This is a genomic window from Secundilactobacillus odoratitofui DSM 19909 = JCM 15043, from assembly GCF_001434895.1.
Classification (GTDB): Bacteria; Bacillota; Bacilli; order Lactobacillales; family Lactobacillaceae; genus Secundilactobacillus; species Secundilactobacillus odoratitofui.
Genome location: NZ_AZEE01000027.1, coordinates 333,922 through 351,686, shown reverse-complemented (window position 1 = coordinate 351,686; position 17,765 = coordinate 333,922). Strand labels below are relative to the sequence as shown.

At 45.3% G+C, this 17,765-nt stretch carries 14 protein-coding genes; 8 read left to right on the top strand and 6 right to left on the bottom strand.

The window, feature by feature from the left end:
- Position 1: 1 nt before the first annotated feature.
- Together FD04_RS03935 and FD04_RS03930 are read right to left on the bottom strand one after the other, a co-directional pair.
- Positions 2 to 1,387: an aldehyde dehydrogenase family protein gene (locus FD04_RS03935; RefSeq protein ID WP_056947172.1), complete on the bottom strand. Its 1,386-nt coding sequence runs from the start codon at positions 1,385 to 1,387 to the stop codon at positions 2 to 4.
- The gene (locus tag FD04_RS03930; protein ID WP_054699186.1) at positions 1,384 to 3,405 is read right to left on the bottom strand and encodes an alpha-glucosidase; all 2,022 of its coding nucleotides are present in this window, start codon (positions 3,403 to 3,405) and stop codon (positions 1,384 to 1,386) included. The genes FD04_RS03935 and FD04_RS03930 overlap by 4 nt, the downstream gene beginning before the upstream one ends.
- A 531-nt stretch (positions 3,406 to 3,936) precedes the next feature.
- Here FD04_RS03930 and FD04_RS03925 point away from each other — a divergent pair.
- The 4 genes from FD04_RS03925 to FD04_RS03910 all read left to right on the top strand — a co-directional run bounded on the left by FD04_RS03925 (position 3,937) and on the right by FD04_RS03910 (position 7,054).
- A complete protein-coding gene (locus tag FD04_RS03925) occupies positions 3,937 to 4,386 on the top strand; it encodes a LytTR family DNA-binding domain-containing protein (RefSeq protein WP_054699188.1) in 450 nt (149 codons plus the stop codon).
- On the top strand, positions 4,383 to 5,138 hold the full coding sequence (locus tag FD04_RS03920; protein WP_056947169.1) for a LiaF transmembrane domain-containing protein: 756 nt from the start codon (positions 4,383 to 4,385) through the stop codon (positions 5,136 to 5,138). The genes FD04_RS03925 and FD04_RS03920 overlap by 4 nt, the downstream gene beginning before the upstream one ends.
- 175 nt (positions 5,139 to 5,313) lie before the next feature.
- A complete protein-coding gene (locus tag FD04_RS03915) occupies positions 5,314 to 6,243 on the top strand; it encodes an ABC transporter ATP-binding protein (RefSeq protein WP_056947166.1) in 930 nt (309 codons plus the stop codon).
- Positions 6,244 to 6,277: 34 nt separating this feature from the next.
- Complete coding sequence (locus FD04_RS03910) at positions 6,278 to 7,054, top strand: ABC transporter permease (RefSeq protein ID WP_056947162.1); 777 nt, start codon at positions 6,278 to 6,280, stop codon at positions 7,052 to 7,054.
- A gap of 863 nt (positions 7,055 to 7,917) precedes the next feature.
- On the opposite strand, the gene FD04_RS03905 is transcribed toward FD04_RS03910, so the two are convergent.
- Positions 7,918 to 10,053: a YhgE/Pip domain-containing protein gene (locus tag FD04_RS03905; RefSeq protein ID WP_056947159.1), complete on the bottom strand. Its 2,136-nt coding sequence runs from the start codon at positions 10,051 to 10,053 to the stop codon at positions 7,918 to 7,920.
- Positions 10,054 to 10,298: 245 nt separating this feature from the next.
- On the bottom strand, positions 10,299 to 10,973 hold the full coding sequence (locus tag FD04_RS03900; RefSeq protein WP_056947157.1) for a hypothetical protein: 675 nt from the start codon (positions 10,971 to 10,973) through the stop codon (positions 10,299 to 10,301).
- A 330-nt stretch (positions 10,974 to 11,303) separates the two neighbouring features.
- On the opposite strand from FD04_RS03900, the gene FD04_RS03895 reads away from it, so the two are divergent.
- The gene (locus tag FD04_RS03895) at positions 11,304 to 13,469 is read left to right on the top strand and encodes a YhgE/Pip domain-containing protein (RefSeq protein ID WP_054699201.1); all 2,166 of its coding nucleotides are present in this window, start codon (positions 11,304 to 11,306) and stop codon (positions 13,467 to 13,469) included.
- A gap of 147 nt (positions 13,470 to 13,616) precedes the next feature.
- Here the strand turns inward: FD04_RS03895 and FD04_RS03890 are convergent, their stop codons facing one another.
- Positions 13,617 to 14,558, bottom strand: coding sequence for an L-lactate dehydrogenase (locus FD04_RS03890; protein ID WP_054699203.1), 942 nt, complete (start codon positions 14,556 to 14,558; stop codon positions 13,617 to 13,619).
- Positions 14,559 to 14,771: 213 nt separating this feature from the next.
- Between FD04_RS03890 and FD04_RS03885 the strand changes: the two genes are divergently transcribed.
- The 3 genes from FD04_RS03885 (at position 14,772) to FD04_RS03875 (ending at position 16,668) form a co-directional block, all read left to right on the top strand.
- Positions 14,772 to 15,323, top strand: coding sequence for a hypothetical protein (locus tag FD04_RS03885; RefSeq protein ID WP_054699205.1), 552 nt, complete (start codon positions 14,772 to 14,774; stop codon positions 15,321 to 15,323).
- Positions 15,324 to 15,412: 89 nt separating this feature from the next.
- Positions 15,413 to 15,982, top strand: coding sequence for a TetR/AcrR family transcriptional regulator (locus FD04_RS03880; RefSeq protein WP_056947155.1), 570 nt, complete (start codon positions 15,413 to 15,415; stop codon positions 15,980 to 15,982).
- Positions 15,979 to 16,668, top strand: a complete 690-nt coding sequence (locus FD04_RS03875) for a DUF4097 family beta strand repeat-containing protein (RefSeq protein ID WP_054699209.1) — start codon at positions 15,979 to 15,981, stop codon at positions 16,666 to 16,668. Before FD04_RS03880 ends, FD04_RS03875 begins: the two co-directional genes overlap by 4 nt.
- 116 nt (positions 16,669 to 16,784) lie before the next feature.
- Here the strand turns inward: FD04_RS03875 and FD04_RS03870 are convergent, their stop codons facing one another.
- Entirely contained in the window at positions 16,785 to 17,654 is an 870-nt protein-coding gene (locus tag FD04_RS03870) for a LysR family transcriptional regulator (RefSeq protein ID WP_056947153.1), read from the bottom strand.
- Positions 17,655 to 17,765 lie beyond the last annotated feature (111 nt).

Below are 17,765 nucleotides of genomic sequence, written 5' to 3'. Positions count from 1 at the left end.
TTTAGTGCGCCTCCTTAGTACCTTGAGCAATCATTTTTTGGTTGGCAAATTCGTAAAGCGCCAGGTCGCTCATTTCACGGCCGTAGCCAGAATTTTTGACGCCACCGAAGGGGAGTTCGGGATAACCGTTTGACGGTTGATTAAGAAAAATTTGACCAGTTTCAAGCTTTTCAGCGACTTCCTGGGCCTCGGCCGTAGTGCCAGCGTAGACGGCCCCGGCTAGCCCGTATTGAGAATGGTTCGCGATACTCAAGGCTTCTTCGGTTGACCGAACGACTTGAATTTGGCCAACTGGTCCAAATAACTCAGTGTCATACATCGGATTGTCTGGTAACAAGTTAGTCAAGAGCACGGGCTTAAAGCCGTTACCTGGTTGATCAGTGACCGCACCGCCGGGAACCAGTACCTTGGCGCCGTTGGCAATCGCAGTGTCGACTTGCTGTTGGAGGGTTGTTTGAGCTGCCTTGGAAGATAGTGGTGCTAGCGTCGTTGCGTCAGCCATTGGATCACCCAGGACCTGTGATTCAAAAACTGCGGTCATTTTGGCGATGAACTCGTCTGCCACCGCTTCGTGGACGATGAAACGTTTTGCCGATGTACAGACTTGACCAGCATTACGCAGTCGAGATACTGCACCATCTTTCACTGCTTGATCAACATCAGCACTTTTAAGAACGATGAAGGCGTCGTTACCGCCTAACTCAAGGGTGGACTTCGTTAGGACCGCTGCTGCTTCAGCGGCAACTGCGCGACCGGCTTTTGGCGAACCCGTTAAGGCCACGCCTTGGACACGGTCGTCAGCAATCGCATCAGCAGTTTGCTCGTTTGACAAGAAGAGGTTTTGAAACGCACCGTGATCGACATTAGTCGACCAGACCAGTTTTTCGAATAATTCGGCGCACCCTGCCACAATTGGGGCGTGCTTTAAAATAACCGGATTACCAAGCAAAAAATTTGGCGCAAAAACGCGCATTACTTGGGTATAAGGAAAGTTCCAGGGCTCAATGGCCATGACAATGCCAGTGGCATCGTAATGGAGCGTGGCCTGTTTACCGTCTTGGTAGGTGTAGGACTTAGGTAGCAATGCAGCTGGACCGTGGTCCACGTAGTATTGGGCGATGTTGGCCGCTGCGGTTGATTCGCCGATAGCCTCGCGGTGCAGCTTGCCCATGTTAGTGGTAGCGGTGAAGGCAAGCTGTTCAACGTTTTGACGGAACGCATCAGCAATCGCTTGTAACTGTTTTACCCGAATGGCTAATGGTTCATTGTAGTGGGCATGGTAATAGGTATCACCAGTTTGCAATGCACTTTGTAGCGCATCATCACTGGTTTGCGCATACTCGTTTTCTAGTGCGCCGGTGTAAGGATTGATTACTTGATAGTTCATTTCAGGGCTCCTATTTCTTTAAATAATTCGGTGAAGGCACTACTTTGACGGTAGAATACCGGTGTCTGACCAATCGGTGCTGGCACGTCGTAAGTACCGCCGGTGTAAGACTCCCCCGTCCAGAGGTTGACCCACTGATCATCTGGTAAGTAGACGGTCCAACTGGCTTGATGTGGTTGTACAACGGGGGCTACCAGTAGGTCGCGGCCAAAAAGATACTCGGTTTGACAGTTATCAGCGGCCGGTTCGTCGTAGTACATCATGAGCGGGCGTTGTGCCGGTAAACCAGATGTGACGGCCTCGTTGACGACCGCCTGTCGGTACGGTGTCAATTTGGTAAATATCTGGGTGCAGCTTGCCAAATGAGCCATGGCGTCATCGTCGTCGTAGACTTGGAAGTTTTGTTGAGGTCGGTTACCTTCGTGTGTCCGCATAACGGGTGTGAAGGCAGCCATTTCGGCCCAGCGCATGAACAATTCCTTGGAACGGATGTTACCGTACATGCTGGTGTAGCCACCGATATCACTGTGGCTAAGGCTGATGCCGACCATGCCGCTAGAAAGGGCGGCTGGAATCGTTGAAACAATACCGTCATCTTTACTCCAGTTCACGCTTTGATCACCCGCCCAGAGTAGCTGACCATATTTTTGGCTTCCCGTGGCGCCAGCACGCATGAAGTAAACGAGTTCTTCGGGATGGGCAGATTCCTGAACGGCGTCATAATTGCATTTTGCCCATAACATTGGCCATTGATTGTGGCGGACCATTGGATCAGAGTTGTCGTACAGGACAACGTCGGTTGGTAAATATTCACCAAAGTCGGCCATCCAACCCTTGATGCCGATATCGATTAAGTTATGCTGAATCACTTGTTTGAACCAGTCGTAAGCGGCCGGGTTAGTGAAATCAACAACCCCACAGAGAAATTCACCAAAATCAACGAGGTAAACGTCACCCGCCTGCGTTTTAGCAAAGTAGCCATGAGCAGCGCCCTCATTAAATAGATCGGAATCTTCAACAACATAGGGGTTAATGTAGGCTAAAAACTGCAACTTTTCTTGTTGCCAGTTTTGGATGTGCGCTTTTAGTTGCGGGTAGAGCTTTGAATCCGCTCGCCACTCCCAGTAGTTTCGTTTGCCAAAACTGGTGGTTTGGGTGCCTTCCCAGTCTTGACACCATAGACCGGCTAGCTGAACGTGATGTTGTTGCAGCTTTTGTTTAATGGCTTCAACTCGTTCAGTACCGCCTTGAAGTCCGATGATGACACCGTTATTAGTCCATTCTGGTAAGCCCTGAGTTCGCCCAAGTTGATCGGCCAGTTTAGAGATTAGTGACGGGTAATCATCTGCCGTACCGAATTGTAGCCGTTCTGGTATTGCCCAGAACTGTAAGTCGTAGTAGCCCGGTTGACTAAAGTCGAAGTCAGCGTAGGCGTATGTAGTCGCATGACAGTAGTACTTTTGGCTGGAAATGAAGGTGGCTTCCGGGAAGTTAGTGGTGTAATAATCGCCACCGGCATGGTCTTGGTCGGCTTGGAAGGTGGTTAAGGTATGCTTGTTGCGGCCGATGCCTGGTTCTGAAGACCAGAGCGGAAAATGGTGTCCACGTAAATTGAAGTAGGAAAGTTGCTCACCACCACCGTAAACGTTATCGCTTGGCTCAGCCACGATGCGCAACCAGAGGCGATTCCAACTGCCGGTCAGGACTTCTGGTGTAACAATCAGTTGCGCTTGCGCATCAATTTGAAACGTCAGGCATAAGTAGGCGGTATCGTGGGTGCCCAGCGTCAAGACTAAGCGGTCTGTATTAGCCTGATGATCTTGAATCGTTAATGGCCACTTCGTCAGTAAATGATCTTGAATGTCGAAGTTGCCACGGTACATTGAAACGTCTGCTTGGCCTTGACCGAGGACAGCGATGGGACAATTGGGTTGCTGTTGAAATAACTTACGACCTTGAAACGTAATCGCTTGCTGTTCGACGTCATAAAACAGTGCTTGTTGTTGGGCAGTTGTCATAGGGGGCCTCCAATTCGATTTTTAGTATGCAATCAGCCTAAGGGAAATAACTTAAAGTGACCTTAAATGGGTCAAAATAGTTAATTATTAACGTTAACAAACCGTAATTGTATATAGACCGATTGCTTAAAAATCGTACATTATTCATTTAAAATAGCATTATTAAACGTATACCAATTTGTGTTGATTTCGATTATGAGTATACCACTTGCTGAATAATACGCAATATTAAATTTTTGAAGGCTATTGTGACGTATTATTTAAACCGATTTACTTATTTTAGAGTTGGGTATACCAATTTTGGTTAGGGCGATTGATTCGGCTACCATAGTTTCTTTTATTTAAAATTGCCGAAATCCGCGATAAAAGTCAGCACCCGGCTATAGAAGGCCTTCTATTCTGGGTGCTAAACGACTTTTATCTCACTCTGATTTTGCCACTTACCCCCCAAACCTCACCACTTACGCACGCGGTATTTACTCATAGGGTAAAATAGCGTTAACTAGTAACACGGAGGGGGCGGGAGTAGCCGTGAAAGTTCGAATTGAAATCGATGAATCGTTGACTGAAAAAGAAGTGGTGATCAAGGCACCAGCTCTTGACGAAACGGTGCAACAACTCTATCAGCAACTTCAGACAGCGGAAGATGCAAAGTTGCAGCTGCGATTCTATAAAGGTGCGACGGAGTATTACTTGGCGCTGGACGACATCTTGTTTTTTGAGACCGAGGGCCGTCAGGTAAACGCGCACACGGTGGACGATATTTTTGAAACGCATCAACACTTGTATGAGTTAGAAAATCAGTTGCCAGGGACGTTTATGCGAATCTCAAAGTCAGCGATTTTAAACATTGATAAGATTTTTGCGCTCACGCACTCTATTTCGAGCAGTTTAGTCGAGTTTCAACAAACCCAAAAACAAGTCTACGTTTCACGAAAGTACTATCCGGTGCTAAGACAACGATTGGAGGACAAACAATGAGGAGTCGAAATTGGTTTTGGGGCACGTTCTTCATCTTAGGTGCCATTTTATTAGGCGTGAGTCAGATGGGACTGATCTCTTACCACTTAGGTTTTTGGACTGTGATTGCAACGTTGGTACTAGCGGGTGCACTGATTCAGAGCCTGATCATGTTAAGCATTGGTGGGACTGTGTTCTCGGTGGCATTTTTAAGTATTTTGTATGCCGGTCCGCTGGGGATTGCCAAACTGGCGCCCTGGACGATTCTGGGGATTGCCATTTTGCTGACGATTGGCTTGTCGATCATCTTTTTTCGACCACGCCATAATTGGTGGCTGAAACAAATGAAGAACGCTGGAAAAGGGCATCATCACTGGCATGGTGGACCACACGCTAATGGCTTTCATCATGGCGGGATGGTTGATACTGAAACGGTGTCCAGTGATGCGACGCAGGTGGATATCGAAAGTCGGATGAGTAACAGCATTCGCTATGTTCAGGGAGATGATATCGAACAAGTTAACATTGTGTCAGATATGTCCGGCGTCAAAGTCTATTTTGAACATGCTGACTTAGTTGACGACGCTGTGATCAACGTTAACGCCCGGTTAAGTGGCATCGAGCTCTACATTCCGCGTGAGTGGCATATTGTGAACGAAATTGGCGCAATGTTAAGTGGTGTCCAGGACTACGGTGAGGACACCGTGATCACTAAAACGATTTACTTACGTGGCCAAGCATCACTATCAGGCTTAAATATTCGTTATGTTTAGTTCAATCAACTGAAATAAGCTACTTTCACGATTATCATGAAAGTAGCTTATTTTCGTGTTATCGTATTGAGACAAAGCAGGTGACAACGTGATTAAATCAAGTGGGCGCTTACTTGTTTCAATTTCGACGATATGGTTAAATATATGAAGTTAATACCATCTTTGGGAGGTTACCATGAGCAGTATTTTATCCGTGCAGAATCTGAATAAAAGTTTCGGTAACAAGCACGTTTTGCATGACGTCTCGTTTACCGTCGAGAAGGGCCACATTGTGGGCTTAGTCGGTCCAAACGGTGCGGGTAAATCAACCATTATGAAGGCCATTTTGGGCTTGATCAATTATCAGTCTGGTGAGATTAAAATTGCCAATCAAACGGTGACACCTGCAAGCCACGCAGCACTCAGTAAAGTTGGCGCTTTGATTGAATATCCGGGCATTTATCCATTTTTGACCGGCTGGGATCACTTGCAGCTTTTTGCTGATGGGGATCACCAATTGATCCACATTCAAGAAATTATTTCACAGCTTAATATGGATAGTTACATCAAGCGTAAGACCAAGGGCTATTCACTGGGAATGAAACAAAAATTAGGGATTGCGCTGGCACTGGTGAACTTTCCAGACCTGGTGATTTTGGATGAACCGATGAACGGGTTGGATCCGGAAGCGACTAAAGATTTGCGTGATTTAATTATTTCAGAATCACAACGGGGAACGACTTTTCTAATTTCGTCCCACATTCTAAGTGAACTTCAACAACTCGCCAGTGATTTACTGATTATCGATCAAGGCGCCATTGTCCAGCAAACCACCATGCACCAATTGCTGGCTTCTCAGGGCAAGCAGACCATTATGCTGGCAACCAATGACGACAAAACAGCTCGTCAGATACTCAAGAAGGCCAAGTTCAAGATGACCGCAGATCCACGGCTGGAAGTCGTTGCCACCGATGATGAGACGATGCCTCAGGTGCTTCGGACTTTAGTTGAGGCTGACATTGAGATTATGGATGTTAAACGCTTGGAGGGAAACCTCGAAAGCTCGTTATTAGAAGTCTTGAAGCAGTACCGTGTTGCTCAAAAACTCGCTAAAGAGCAAGCATAGCGATAACCGTTATTTTTTGAAAGAGGTAGTTGAATTGGGGACCTTAGTAAGACAAGAAATTTTTAAACTTACCCGTAAGAAAAGTACGTGGATCAGCACGGGCTTTTTGGTTGCGGTTGAGATTTTATTCGCAATTTTATCGAAAGTTTATCCAAAGACGTTTGTGCCAGCCAGCACCTTTGAGTCGCTGTACTTTGCACGTCCCATCATTATTTTTTACATGATTGCGGCGACTGCGACCATCATCACCATGGAATTTCAGTTTGGCACGATGAAACAAGTCTTATATAGACGTTATAGTCGTGGCCAAATTTTGGTCAGCAAGTGGTTGGCGATGCTCTTGTACAGTGTATACTGGTACATCTTAAGTTTGGGTGTGGCTATGTTGTTAAAACTGATGCTTTTCCGACACCAGCTAAGTATCCACCAGAGTGCGGGCCACGGGCTGAGCATTTTTGCTCAAAGCTTAGAAGTTTCGGCTGCCACCTTCATCACGTTGTGGCTGTTGCTGAGCTTGGTATTTCTATTGGCCAACCTGTTTACGAACTCGGCGGCTGCGGTTTCAGTTGGGATTATTGGCTACTTTGCCACTAACATTGTGACCCAATTATTGACCATGCTGATTCAAAAATGGGACTGGACGAAGTGGAATCCACTGACTATGCTCCTTTATCCGCAGATGCTTGCGCACCCAGGGGTCTATCAGCCGTTGTTGAACATGCAAGCTTGGCAAATGTTGTTGGGTAACGTCATTTATATTGCGCTGTTTTTGTGGGCGGGGTATAAAGTGTTTACGCAACGTAACTTATAAATTACTATTTGGTCGTATGACGAAGGTCATGCGGCCTTTTTCTATGGATATTGTTCAGACATAAAATTAAAAAAATACGTGCGCTACGCCCACTGTCACTTCGACAAGCGGGCTTTTTTCGCTGCTGTGGGACCAGCTGCAGCCCCGGAAGGCACGGGGCTTCCGCTTCGGTTCTAAGCCTCAAAGGCCGAGTCTTAGAACCGTCCAGTGGCTCTAAGCGCTAAAGCGCCAAGTGCCACTTGTCACTGCTGCGAAAAAAGCCCGCTTGTCTCCGTTTTCGTTACGAAGAGGTAGGGATATCTCTTGGATGTTTGAGTGTGTGTTGAAGCTCAGGTGTCCATTAACTTGAGAGATGAATACACGACCTATTATAAAATAGGCGCATTCATAGCGAATTGAAGCGGTCATTTTGTACGTTGATTGAACGGGCGACGAGCTAATTATTGAAGTTAATCATAGTCAGACCTCCAGATTTGAATGGTTGTCCAACTTGAGGTTCACGTCACAGTGCACCTATTTTTCAATAGGCACTGTGTTTTGAATGATTGGACAAAGTAAAGTAACTGTTTAGTTTGACATTATGGTAAGCCGGAGTGCAGTCAGTGGGGTTGGGCGTTAGTAGCAGCGACTAGTACTTGTTAGCGCGTAGCGGTTACAAGTACTGGACGGGTCAGAGACTTGCGTACTTGGCAAGGCTCTGACGCGAGGTGGAAGACGCGTTAGCGGCTGAAACCGGTCCCACAGCATCTAACGCCCAACCCCACTGGCTGCCGGAGGCGGCAGTTAACGTCTAACCAGTACTACAATATAAAAAGCACTCACCGTAGTCGATGAGTGCTTCGTGTTGAACTAAAATACATTAATCATAACCGCGACTTCCTCAAATCCTCTTCCATCTGGTAAACACGCTTCTCGAACACGCGTCGAAGCGGCATGATGGCAGTGAAGACCACGATGAAGACGAATAACATCAAAACGTCGTGGCCGATGACAGCCCAGTTAGGTGTCGTCATGACTTCACGGAAGAGCTGAATACCATAGGTGAACGGCACGAACGGCGCCAGAGCGGCCAGGTCTTTTGGCACGACCTCCAGTGGATACACACCACCAGTACCGAATAATTGTATCAGCATCAGCAAGACAATGATTACTTTTCCGGCATTACCAAACATAAAGACTAGGTTGAACATCATAATGGTAAACGTAAAACTGACCGCGTAAAACGCCAGTAAGAATAAGAACCAGTGCGCCGGTCGAACGCCTAACGCAATCTCACCAATAAAGGCGAAAGTGGCTTGGAAGAAGCCCATGCTGAGGTAAACTGTGAGCTTACCGAGGTACGACTCTAGGAGGTTTGGCCGGTGCAACCCGTTCTTGTCATCTGGCAAAATGTATTTCCAAGCCAAAATGGTTGATAGCAAGAGCGAACCGATCCAGAGTGCGAGGACGGTATAGAACGGTGTCACCTGCCATCCGAAGTTTTTCATGTGGTAGACTTCTTTAGTCTGAAGTTTGATTGGTGACGACAAAATGTTGGATAAACTTGGATCAGTCCCCAATAACTTGATCACTGAATCAAGGTTCTTCTCGTTTAGAAAACTCATCTGACTGTTGAGCGCCTTCAGCGTCGTTTTGACCTTGCCTAAACGTTGGCTGATGTCGCTGGTTTGTGAGGTAGTGATGCTGCCAGCGTTTGCCAAAGCTTTTAATTCAGGTAATACCGATTTCATGGACTGAACGACGTTACTGCTACCGTTCAAGTTATTACTCAACGTGTTATTAAGGCTGTCCAGCGCTGGGCTAGTTGTGGCGTTAAAATCAGTGTAAGTGTTATCTAAATCGGTGTTGAGCGTGTTGGCGGCAGCCTTAAGTTGTGTGATCAACGACTTTTGCTTAGCAGTCGAATTGGTTGCCTTTAATTGCTTCACTAAACCTTTTTGCTTATTAATGTTTTGCTTAGCCGAACCAATCGATTTGATCAGTGCAGTGGTTCGGTTGTTGGGGATGAAGTTATTAATGATATCTAAGACACGCAGGTTGTCACTGAGTGTGTCGTTGATACCGTTGAGTAGAGACGTGGTTGTTGACGTTGTGCTGTTTAAAGTTGTCTTAGAGACACTTCCAGATGGCAGAGCGTTTAGTGTGTTTTGAAGCTTGGTGCCCTGAGATTGAAGGGAATTTATACCGTTAGCCAACGTGGTTTTTAACGAGCTGTTCAGTTGTTGCGTTGATGAATTCAGCGACTTGGTGTTATTGATCACCGCTTGAAGATCATCAATTTGACTGGAAATTTTAGGGATATTGGTTTTGACTTCTTGCAGGGCTGCTTTAGTTTTTAGGTTGGTCTTGTTCACGTCTTGCAAGGTCTTTTGGGTTTTGTTAATGGTGCTGATTGCATCCGTCAGTGAACTACGGATTTGCAAAATCTCTGGTTTCTTCGTCTGCACTTTTTCACCGACCTGGTTGGCGATTTGGAGCGCTTCTTTGGAGCCGGTTTTGATGAAGTTTTGGCGAATGGTGTCCGTTAAGGTACTTTGTGCTTGACCAATGATCTTGGTGGCGGCAGGATTTAATTTTTCGTTTGATTTATAAATTACGCTGGGTTTCTGCGGATCACTTGTAGCGAAGGTCGATAGTTTCGACGAGAAATCAGTTGGAATTTCGATCATCGCATAGTACTTACCATTATCCAGTCCGTTGTTAGCGGCCCAGTCGTTGGTGATTACCCAGTTGATATCGTGGTTTTGCTTCAATTGTTTGATGATTCGGTCACCGACATTGAACGTTTTACCCTTCAACGAGCCCCCCTCATCGCTGTTCACAACGGCAATTTTGAGGCGGCTGGTATTCTTCGGCGAGTACGGATTCCAGGAAACTTGGATGTTAAGCACGGCGTACAGCATTGGTATGAGGGCAAATGCCAGTAGGGTGATCAGTATAGAACGCGTATGAAAAATGCGTCTGAAGTCGGTTTTAATCAGGTTGAAAAGGTTGCGCATGTTTTCCTCCGGGAATAATTTTGATTGCCTTTATTTTACATAAGTTGGGAAATGAATGAAAGTGCTGTTGTGGGCTGAATCTTGATAAATCTGGCTTAACGCCAATGATTTAGATCCAGCGAACAAGTAAATCTCCCCGTGGATTCCTGATCGCCAGAACCCACGGGGAGATTTATCATACGGCCGAGACTTGAGTGTTAGCGTCTCAGACCATAAAACAATTTTAAAACGTTAAATTTAATTGACTATGAAGCGCTCGATAGCTTACCGATGAGACCGTTTAAAGCGGTTGAAATGGTACCATTTACAGTGTGCAACGCATTTACCAGATTCGTCAGGTCGTTCACACTGGTACTGAAGTCACTCTTGATGATCGTGATAATGTCGTTTAACTTCGCAATGTCCGAGCTATTAGTTAAATTGTTCTTCAAAGTCGTTAACTTGGTCACCAGATCACTTAAGGTGGTGTCGTTATTAATGGTGTTCAAAACTGAAACAATCTTGTTATGCGTGTTGGTGGTTGTGGAATCAATCAGTGAGATGAGTGCGTTAAACTGTTTGAGTTTAGCGGAGGTGTCCACGATTCGCACTAAGTGGCCGCGCCAGATCCAACCTTTAACCTTGCCGTTACCGTTTTTGATGTAGTAGTAAACGGCTTTGTTACCGTTAGCTTTTCGAACGGTGTCAGACTTGGTGGCATAGAAGGTAGTTAACGGGTAATTATCGGCGTTGTGGGCCTTTTTAGTTAAGTGAGCTGAGGTATAGAGGTAACCACTGACAGCATGATAGGGTGTCTTGGTTAGTGTTCGAGTTGATAGAATCTTGGCGCTCTTAGTTTTAGCGTCAACTTGATTAGTCGTTGTAAATAGGAAGAAAACGGCGGATAAAAGTGCTAGAAATAAAATTGGTTTCTTCTTCATGTTGAAAAACTCCTTTTAAAAATTGGATAGTCAAGTTAAGATGAAATAGGTTAGTGGCCTACAACAACTTGATGGTTCACATTATACCATCAAACGTTTGGAAATCCTGTAACCTCAGTGTAACAACAACTTGAATTGTCAAAGTAAACGGGGTTATGCACGCTGATTCACCCATATTTTAGGACAATTACATAGAGAGTGTTTGATTATTTAGATTGTGAACAGTGTTCAGTAACGTTACGTGACTGGTTGAAATCAAACGGTTGCTACCCTAAAATGTTTAAAGGTAAACAACAATCGTGAATTTATAGATAATATAAGGAAGTTTAAATGGAAAACGTAAAATTAATTTATCAACGAGATTTTAAGGCCATTATTTCTTCGCCGTTGGTAATCATTGTGTTCTTGGCGCTGTGTATCTTGCCTAGCCTGTACACGTTGATCAACGTCCGAGCAATGTGGAATCCCTACGACACGTCGGAGATTAAAAATATTCCGGTGGCGGTGGTTAACCACGATCAGGGGGCGACCTTGGCAGGCACCAAACTGAATGTCGGCGACCAGGTGATCAGTCAGCTGAAGTCTGATCATCAGTTAGACTGGCGCTTTACGTCCGCTAAAACGGCGGATACCCGACTAAGAAGTGGCAAGTACTACGCCGAAATCGTGATTCCAGCTAATTTTTCAGCGTCATTGGCAAGTATTGCTGGTAGTAACCCACACAAGGCTAAAATTGTCTATCGCGCCAATAGTCGTGACAGTCCAATGGGTGGCAAGATTACGGAAACTGCGGCAAAGACTTTAGTGAATCAGGTCCAGACCAACTTCTTAGAGACGGTCAACACGACGATCTTTTCGAAATTAAATGTGCTGGGTGATAAAGCACAGAGTCAAAAGGCTGAGATCCTTGAGCTGAAGGATTGGATTATCACGCTAGACGACAGTATGAATTTAGCAACTGGTGCGCTGAGCGAAGTCAATCATGCTTCGACCAACATGGCCGCAATTTTAACCGGGTTAAAGCCAGTCATGACGGCATCTCAAAACGTTGACGTGTTGCAGACGACCAATACCGAAACGATTTCTTCACTTAATTCCGTTCAAAAGACCATTAACAAGGCCTTTAACAGTCTGAACACGAATTTGAATAGCGCTGCCACGAGTGCTAATCGGTTGAACAGTACCGTGAAACGACTCAACAGTTCAGCAAGCTCAAGCAGTAAGAGCGCAGTTAACGCCACTTTGAACCAGGCCATTTCGCAGGTCAATCTGCTGAAGGGCCAAGTGACACCGTTACAGTCGTTCTTAAAGAGTGTGAACGGCCAATCTAAATTGCAGGCACTCAGCGGCTTGAATAGTACGTTGGGCAACGTGGTGTCATTACTCAATGCTGAAAAAACGCAACTGAAATCACTCAAATCAACGCTGAATGAAACGGGACGCTTAACGTCAGCTGACATTAATAGCGCGACCGCCAACAGCCGTCGAATCACGAATGACTTGAATTCAGCACTGACACAGTACAATACTTCAGTGAAGAGCCATTTGAACAACATCAGTGGCCACTTGATCTCTGCGGTGACCAAGTCACAGACGATTTTGAGCGAACTGCAGCAAGCTAAAGGTATCAACCAGGACTACTTGAACAATGCGATAAAAGGTAATCAGCTGATTGCTGATAGCAGTGCGCAGTTATCGTCTAAACTGGACAGTTATCAAGGCGACATCAAGACCATCGCTGATCAATTGAAGCTCACCAGTGATAGTGATATCGCATCAATTATTACGGTGCTCCAAAACAACCCTAAGACCATGGGCAATACACTGGTGACGTTGTTTAACGTTAAGGATGAAAGTATCTATAAAGTCAGCACCTTTGGGGCAGCTTTCTTGCCAACGTACATTACCTTGTCAATCTGGGTCGGCTGTACCATGTTGGTGATGGTGTTGCACACAACGGCGCCACGCGAGGGTCGACGCTTCAGAAACATTACGATTCATGAAGAGTATTTCGGCAAAATGCTGACGTACGGGACGATTTCACTGATTCAAACAGCGATTATCATCTTCAGTTCGATCTTACTCCTGCGTGTCCAGGTGGAAAGCCTGTTTGTGATGCTGATATTTGGCGCGCTGACGTCGATACTTTTTACGACCATCATATTTACGTTAGCGGCGACGTTCGGTAACCTGGGTAAGGCAATTGTCATCTTCCTGGTCGCCCTCCAGTTAGCGGGATCGGGTGCACTGTACCCGATTCAGTTAAACCCATTGTTCTACCGAATCATGTATCGGTTCTTCCCGTTCGCATATAGCGTGGGCGGTTTTCGGGAAGCAGTCGGCGGCCCAAACATGGAAACGGTCTTCACGGACGCTTTCGCGCTAGTCGCGATGATCATCGTGACGGTGATGCTGGGCTACTTCTTGAAAGCTAGGTTGAAGAAATTCACTCAGAGAATCCTGTCTGATTTTAGTAGGACGGGACTGGGACAATAAAAAATGAGTGCAAAATAAAGCGGTTAGACAGCGATATATAAAGGCTCCCCCGCATAAACCCCGAGCTTGTGTTTATGCGGGGGAGCCTTTATATGTTAGCTGTCTGCTTTATTTTGCACGTTACGGCACGGTAGCCAGAAAACGAACCTACGCCTCTTCCACAGCTTCCTGACTTGGCAAAGTTTCAAATTTCTCACGGATAAAGCCAGCTGATTTAGCCAATTTGGCTTCCTCCTCAGCTGTAATTGGCAGGCGTAATGCCTCAACTACACCGGACTTGCCGATGATGGCGGGGTGACCGACGTATGTGCCGTACTTGTCACTGTAACATGAGCAAGGACAAGCGAGGTTGGCGTCATCAAGGACGGCCCGACTTAACTTGACGGCGCAGGTTGCGATGGCATAGCTGGTATAACCTTTACCAGAATGAACAGCCCAGCCGCCACCACGTGCTTGGCTTTCGAGGTCAGCTAAGTCTAATTGTCGTTCTTCAGCTAATTGTTCAATTGGCAGACCGTTCACGGACACCGTTGACCAGGCGACAAATTGTGACTCGCCGTGTTCGCCTAAGGTGTAACCAGTGACGTTTTTAGGGTCAACGTTAAAGTTTTCGCCAACTACCTTTTGCATACGGGCGGTGTCCAAGAAGGTACCGGTCCCTAAAACCTGGTTAGTTGGTAAGCCGGTCGCTTGCTGTAAGAAGTAAGTGATGCAATCACAAGGATTCATTACGTCAATTAGGACGCCATTGAAACCAGACGCCTTGATTTTCGGTGCAATGTCTTGCACGATTTCACGGGTGTATTCAAATTCAGCCCAGCGGTTGCCACTTGCATGATCAAGGGCGTGAATATTGCCGGATGTGACAAATAAAATGTCCGTATCCGCTAACTCAGCGTAATCGTTGATCTTAATTGTCGTATGTGAATCGAGTCGAGCCTGCGTATCTTGAAGATCAAGTTGTTCCGCACGGGCCTTTTTCTCATTTTTATCAATCAAAATTAATTCATCAGCGATACCCTGACAGACCAGGGTATAAGCGACTGTTGCGCCAACGTGTCCGACGCCGATAATTGCGTATTTTCTCATATGTATGACCTTCTTCTATTCAAATTTTAATATGTATGAATGCTGTTAAAGATAACAGTTGACGATTACCATGTCAACAGTCTATTCATGCATATTGAATATTAAAATTGAATGAGACGTTGACATAGCAACGATTGAAACACCTCAAAATATTGACAAAAAATCCTCAGACGGGCTTAATGAGATGGACGAATGTCATGAAGGAGAATGATAATGGGGTTATTGCTATATTTAATTTTAATTTACGGGGTTTATCGGGTGGCCAGTAAGGCGTTTAAGTTTGAAAAAGTCTCGCGGTTTGAACAAATCACCTTACCAGGCTATTCGCTGATCATGTTTTTGATTACGATGTCGTGGAAAACCAGTGAGATTGGGTTATTGGTACCCATTGTGGTGTTGTCGGCGTTGATTGGCTGGTACCAAGCAAGTGGCGTGACGATTCAACGAACTGCTGAGCACGATAAGTTTAAACGGCCAATCGTTTTAGTGAAGCAAAATTGGCCGTACATTGTTGGCTGGGTTGCGGTTTTTGTGCTCGGGATTGCCTGCGAAATCTGGCACGTAGGTCGTATCAGTAACGCTCATATTTTGCGTGAACTCGGTGAGGTAGTCAGAGAAGAGCTATTTACCTTTATGAAGTTTGGCAATGCGTACAGCTGGTATATCTGGGCGATTTCGGCCGTTTCCGGTTTTACGTATACGTGGGTTTTACACCGAAAGGAATCGGCAATTGCTGCGGCAATTCAGCGACCAGATCGTCATTAATCGCGAATAAAACAATTCGGTCTTGCGAATTGTTTTATTTTTCGGTAATATGAATGAACGAAATAAAATATTCATTCATGGAGGTAAATATGACGTCAACAGTTTTAGCGGCAGCGCGGGAAGTTTTTTTAACCAGCGGCTATAAGCATACGAACGTTGCACAGATTGCTAAATCGGCCGGGATTGCGACCGGCTCATTCTATAAATTCTATGCGTCTAAGCAAGCGATTTTTCTGGCCGTTTATGACGCAGAAAATGAACGACTCCGTAGTGATCTGAGCAAGCAATTACGGAGTGGCGTTGGCTTGGTTGATGGCGCCACGATGATCGTTAGGACGGTTTTTGAAACTGTGAAGCAAAATCAAGTTTTGATGGAATGGTACCGACCCGAGATTGGGCCACTACTGCATGAAACCTATCAAAAACGAATGGCTGACGGTACTTATGGGTTTAGTCAGGTGTTAACAGAATGGCTTGACGAGCAAATTCGGATACAAGGATTAACTGACACACAGCAACAGTATTTAAAGCGGGGTGTGGTCTTTTTGAACGAATTGGATCAAGTCTTAACTGCAGAAAATTTTGTGAGTCAAACGGAGACGTTAGTTTTGATGGTGCAAGCGTACTTAGAAAAGTGGGTAATGGGGGAAGCAGCATGAAAAAGGTCATTGGCTGGTTAGTTGGTTTAATTGTCGTTGTTGCGATTTTGATTGGCGGAACGGTCTGGTGGGCTAATGCAAGTTCGCACCGCGTTAACTTAAGCCAGTTGAAGGTTGAAAAATTAACCAACGCAACGTTCACGGCTAAACATGAAGTTAAAAATTTGGCCGTAAACGTTCGTACGGCGGTCGTGACGGTTAAATCGGGTTCACAGTTTAAGATTCAAGCCACTAACGTTATAAATGACGATTATCAGGTGAAACAAATTGGCGATACAGTGACCGTCAGACAGTCACAGGCAGGAAATCACCAGTTAGAACTGGGCAAGTCTGCTCGAATTGTGGTGACGGTACCAAGTCAGTTAACCACGATGAGTGTGGCACAGTTGAACGGTACGTTGAAGATGGCGGCTGTGCAGGTCGGGCATTTAACGATTAACCATAACAACGGGACAACTTTAATGAATGACATTACTGTGCTCAAAGATGGCACATTGAACAAGAAAAACGGTACAACGACCTTAACCCGTATGCACGTACCGGGTGTGAAAATTGGGGTTAAAAACGGTCAAGCACAGTTAAACGGGAAAAAGGTTGCAAAACAGGGGCAGACTTATAATGATGATCATGCCGCCCAATTAGTTATCGTAAGTGATAATGGTCAAGTAAAAGTTGCAACCAACTAATTATAGGTAGTGAAAACCAATCTAATTTTAAGCGATAAACTTAGGTACGAAAGAAGCATGACTCACATTCGCTGTGAATCATGCTTCTTTTGCGTTATCACAATGTGTCGTATGCGTTATACTGGCCAAACCGATTTGAGTTTGCTCACAATCGAAGCAACTTGAGCCTGATTTGATCGTAGATAATTGGCATAAATTGGCATCTGAGCTGTTTCATCGGTTATTGGTAAACAAATGCGATTATGAGTCGTTGATTGTGCGACAAAGTTATCATCAAGTTGAGAAATATTTGTACTAAAGTAAGGAAAGTCGGAATATTGCGTAATTTCTCGCAGCGCGTCCTGTTCTTTTTGATAAAAAAACTTGGCCTTTGGAATTTGCTGCTGAATGATATCACGCCACGGGCCAATGTCACTGAGCACCACGAAGCTTAGATTGTTAAGCTCGGCGAAGGTGATGGTTGACTGATTAGCCTGAAACATGAACTGATTTAAATTAACTGCTAGTCGTTCAGTACCGACTAATTGATTTTCAATACGGGAATCAACGACTGGCTGATTGGTAAACAGTAGGCTATATTCAGAATTAAGTAAATTTTCTGCCGGTGTTGCAGTATCGACTAGAGGCAGTAACGTCACGTTTTGTGGTAATTCGGCCGCAAAATGGTGGAGTACTGCTAGTGGCCCAGGCAGGATAGCGCCCACTTTTAACACACGTTGACTCGCGTCAAAGTTATGAATACGATTGACAGCTAGTTGTTGTGCTTGGAGCAGGGTTGCTGCTTCATTGGCAGCCAGTTTACCAGTTGCCGTTAGACTGAGACGATTAGGTTGTCGATCAAACAAAGTAACGCCCAGCTCGCTTTCTAATTTTTGTAGTCCTCGCGTCACCGTGGGCTGAGTAACGTTCAGTAAACGAGCGGTTTGAGCTAGTGTGCCAGCTTGTGCAAAGGTTACCAACTCTTTTAATAAGTAAGTGTCTAACATGTTAAATCACCTCAATTCAAGTTAGTATACATTGCCTGTATACTAGCATGATTAATTGGTAATTTTCAACTTGCCTTGACTGCATTATAGTGAGATTACTCATTGAAAGAA

Coding starts and splice junctions, on each gene's coding strand:
- FD04_RS03935 (WP_056947172.1), bottom strand. CDS start 1,387: ATGAACTATCAAGTAATCAATCCTTACACCGGCGCACTAGAAAACGAG.
- FD04_RS03930 (WP_054699186.1), bottom strand. CDS start 3,405: ATGACAACTGCCCAACAACAAGCACTGTTTTATGACGTCGAACAGCAA.
- FD04_RS03920 (WP_056947169.1), top strand. CDS start 4,383: ATGAGGAGTCGAAATTGGTTTTGGGGCACGTTCTTCATCTTAGGTGCC.
- FD04_RS03915 (WP_056947166.1), top strand. CDS start 5,314: ATGAGCAGTATTTTATCCGTGCAGAATCTGAATAAAAGTTTCGGTAAC.
- FD04_RS03905 (WP_056947159.1), bottom strand. CDS start 10,053: ATGCGCAACCTTTTCAACCTGATTAAAACCGACTTCAGACGCATTTTT.
- FD04_RS03900 (WP_056947157.1), bottom strand. CDS start 10,973: ATGAAGAAGAAACCAATTTTATTTCTAGCACTTTTATCCGCCGTTTTC.
- FD04_RS03895 (WP_054699201.1), top strand. CDS start 11,304: ATGGAAAACGTAAAATTAATTTATCAACGAGATTTTAAGGCCATTATT.
- FD04_RS03890 (WP_054699203.1), bottom strand. CDS start 14,558: ATGAGAAAATACGCAATTATCGGCGTCGGACACGTTGGCGCAACAGTC.
- FD04_RS03885 (WP_054699205.1), top strand. CDS start 14,772: ATGGGGTTATTGCTATATTTAATTTTAATTTACGGGGTTTATCGGGTG.
- FD04_RS03880 (WP_056947155.1), top strand. CDS start 15,413: ATGACGTCAACAGTTTTAGCGGCAGCGCGGGAAGTTTTTTTAACCAGC.
- FD04_RS03875 (WP_054699209.1), top strand. CDS start 15,979: ATGAAAAAGGTCATTGGCTGGTTAGTTGGTTTAATTGTCGTTGTTGCG.
- FD04_RS03870 (WP_056947153.1), bottom strand. CDS start 17,654: ATGTTAGACACTTACTTATTAAAAGAGTTGGTAACCTTTGCACAAGCT.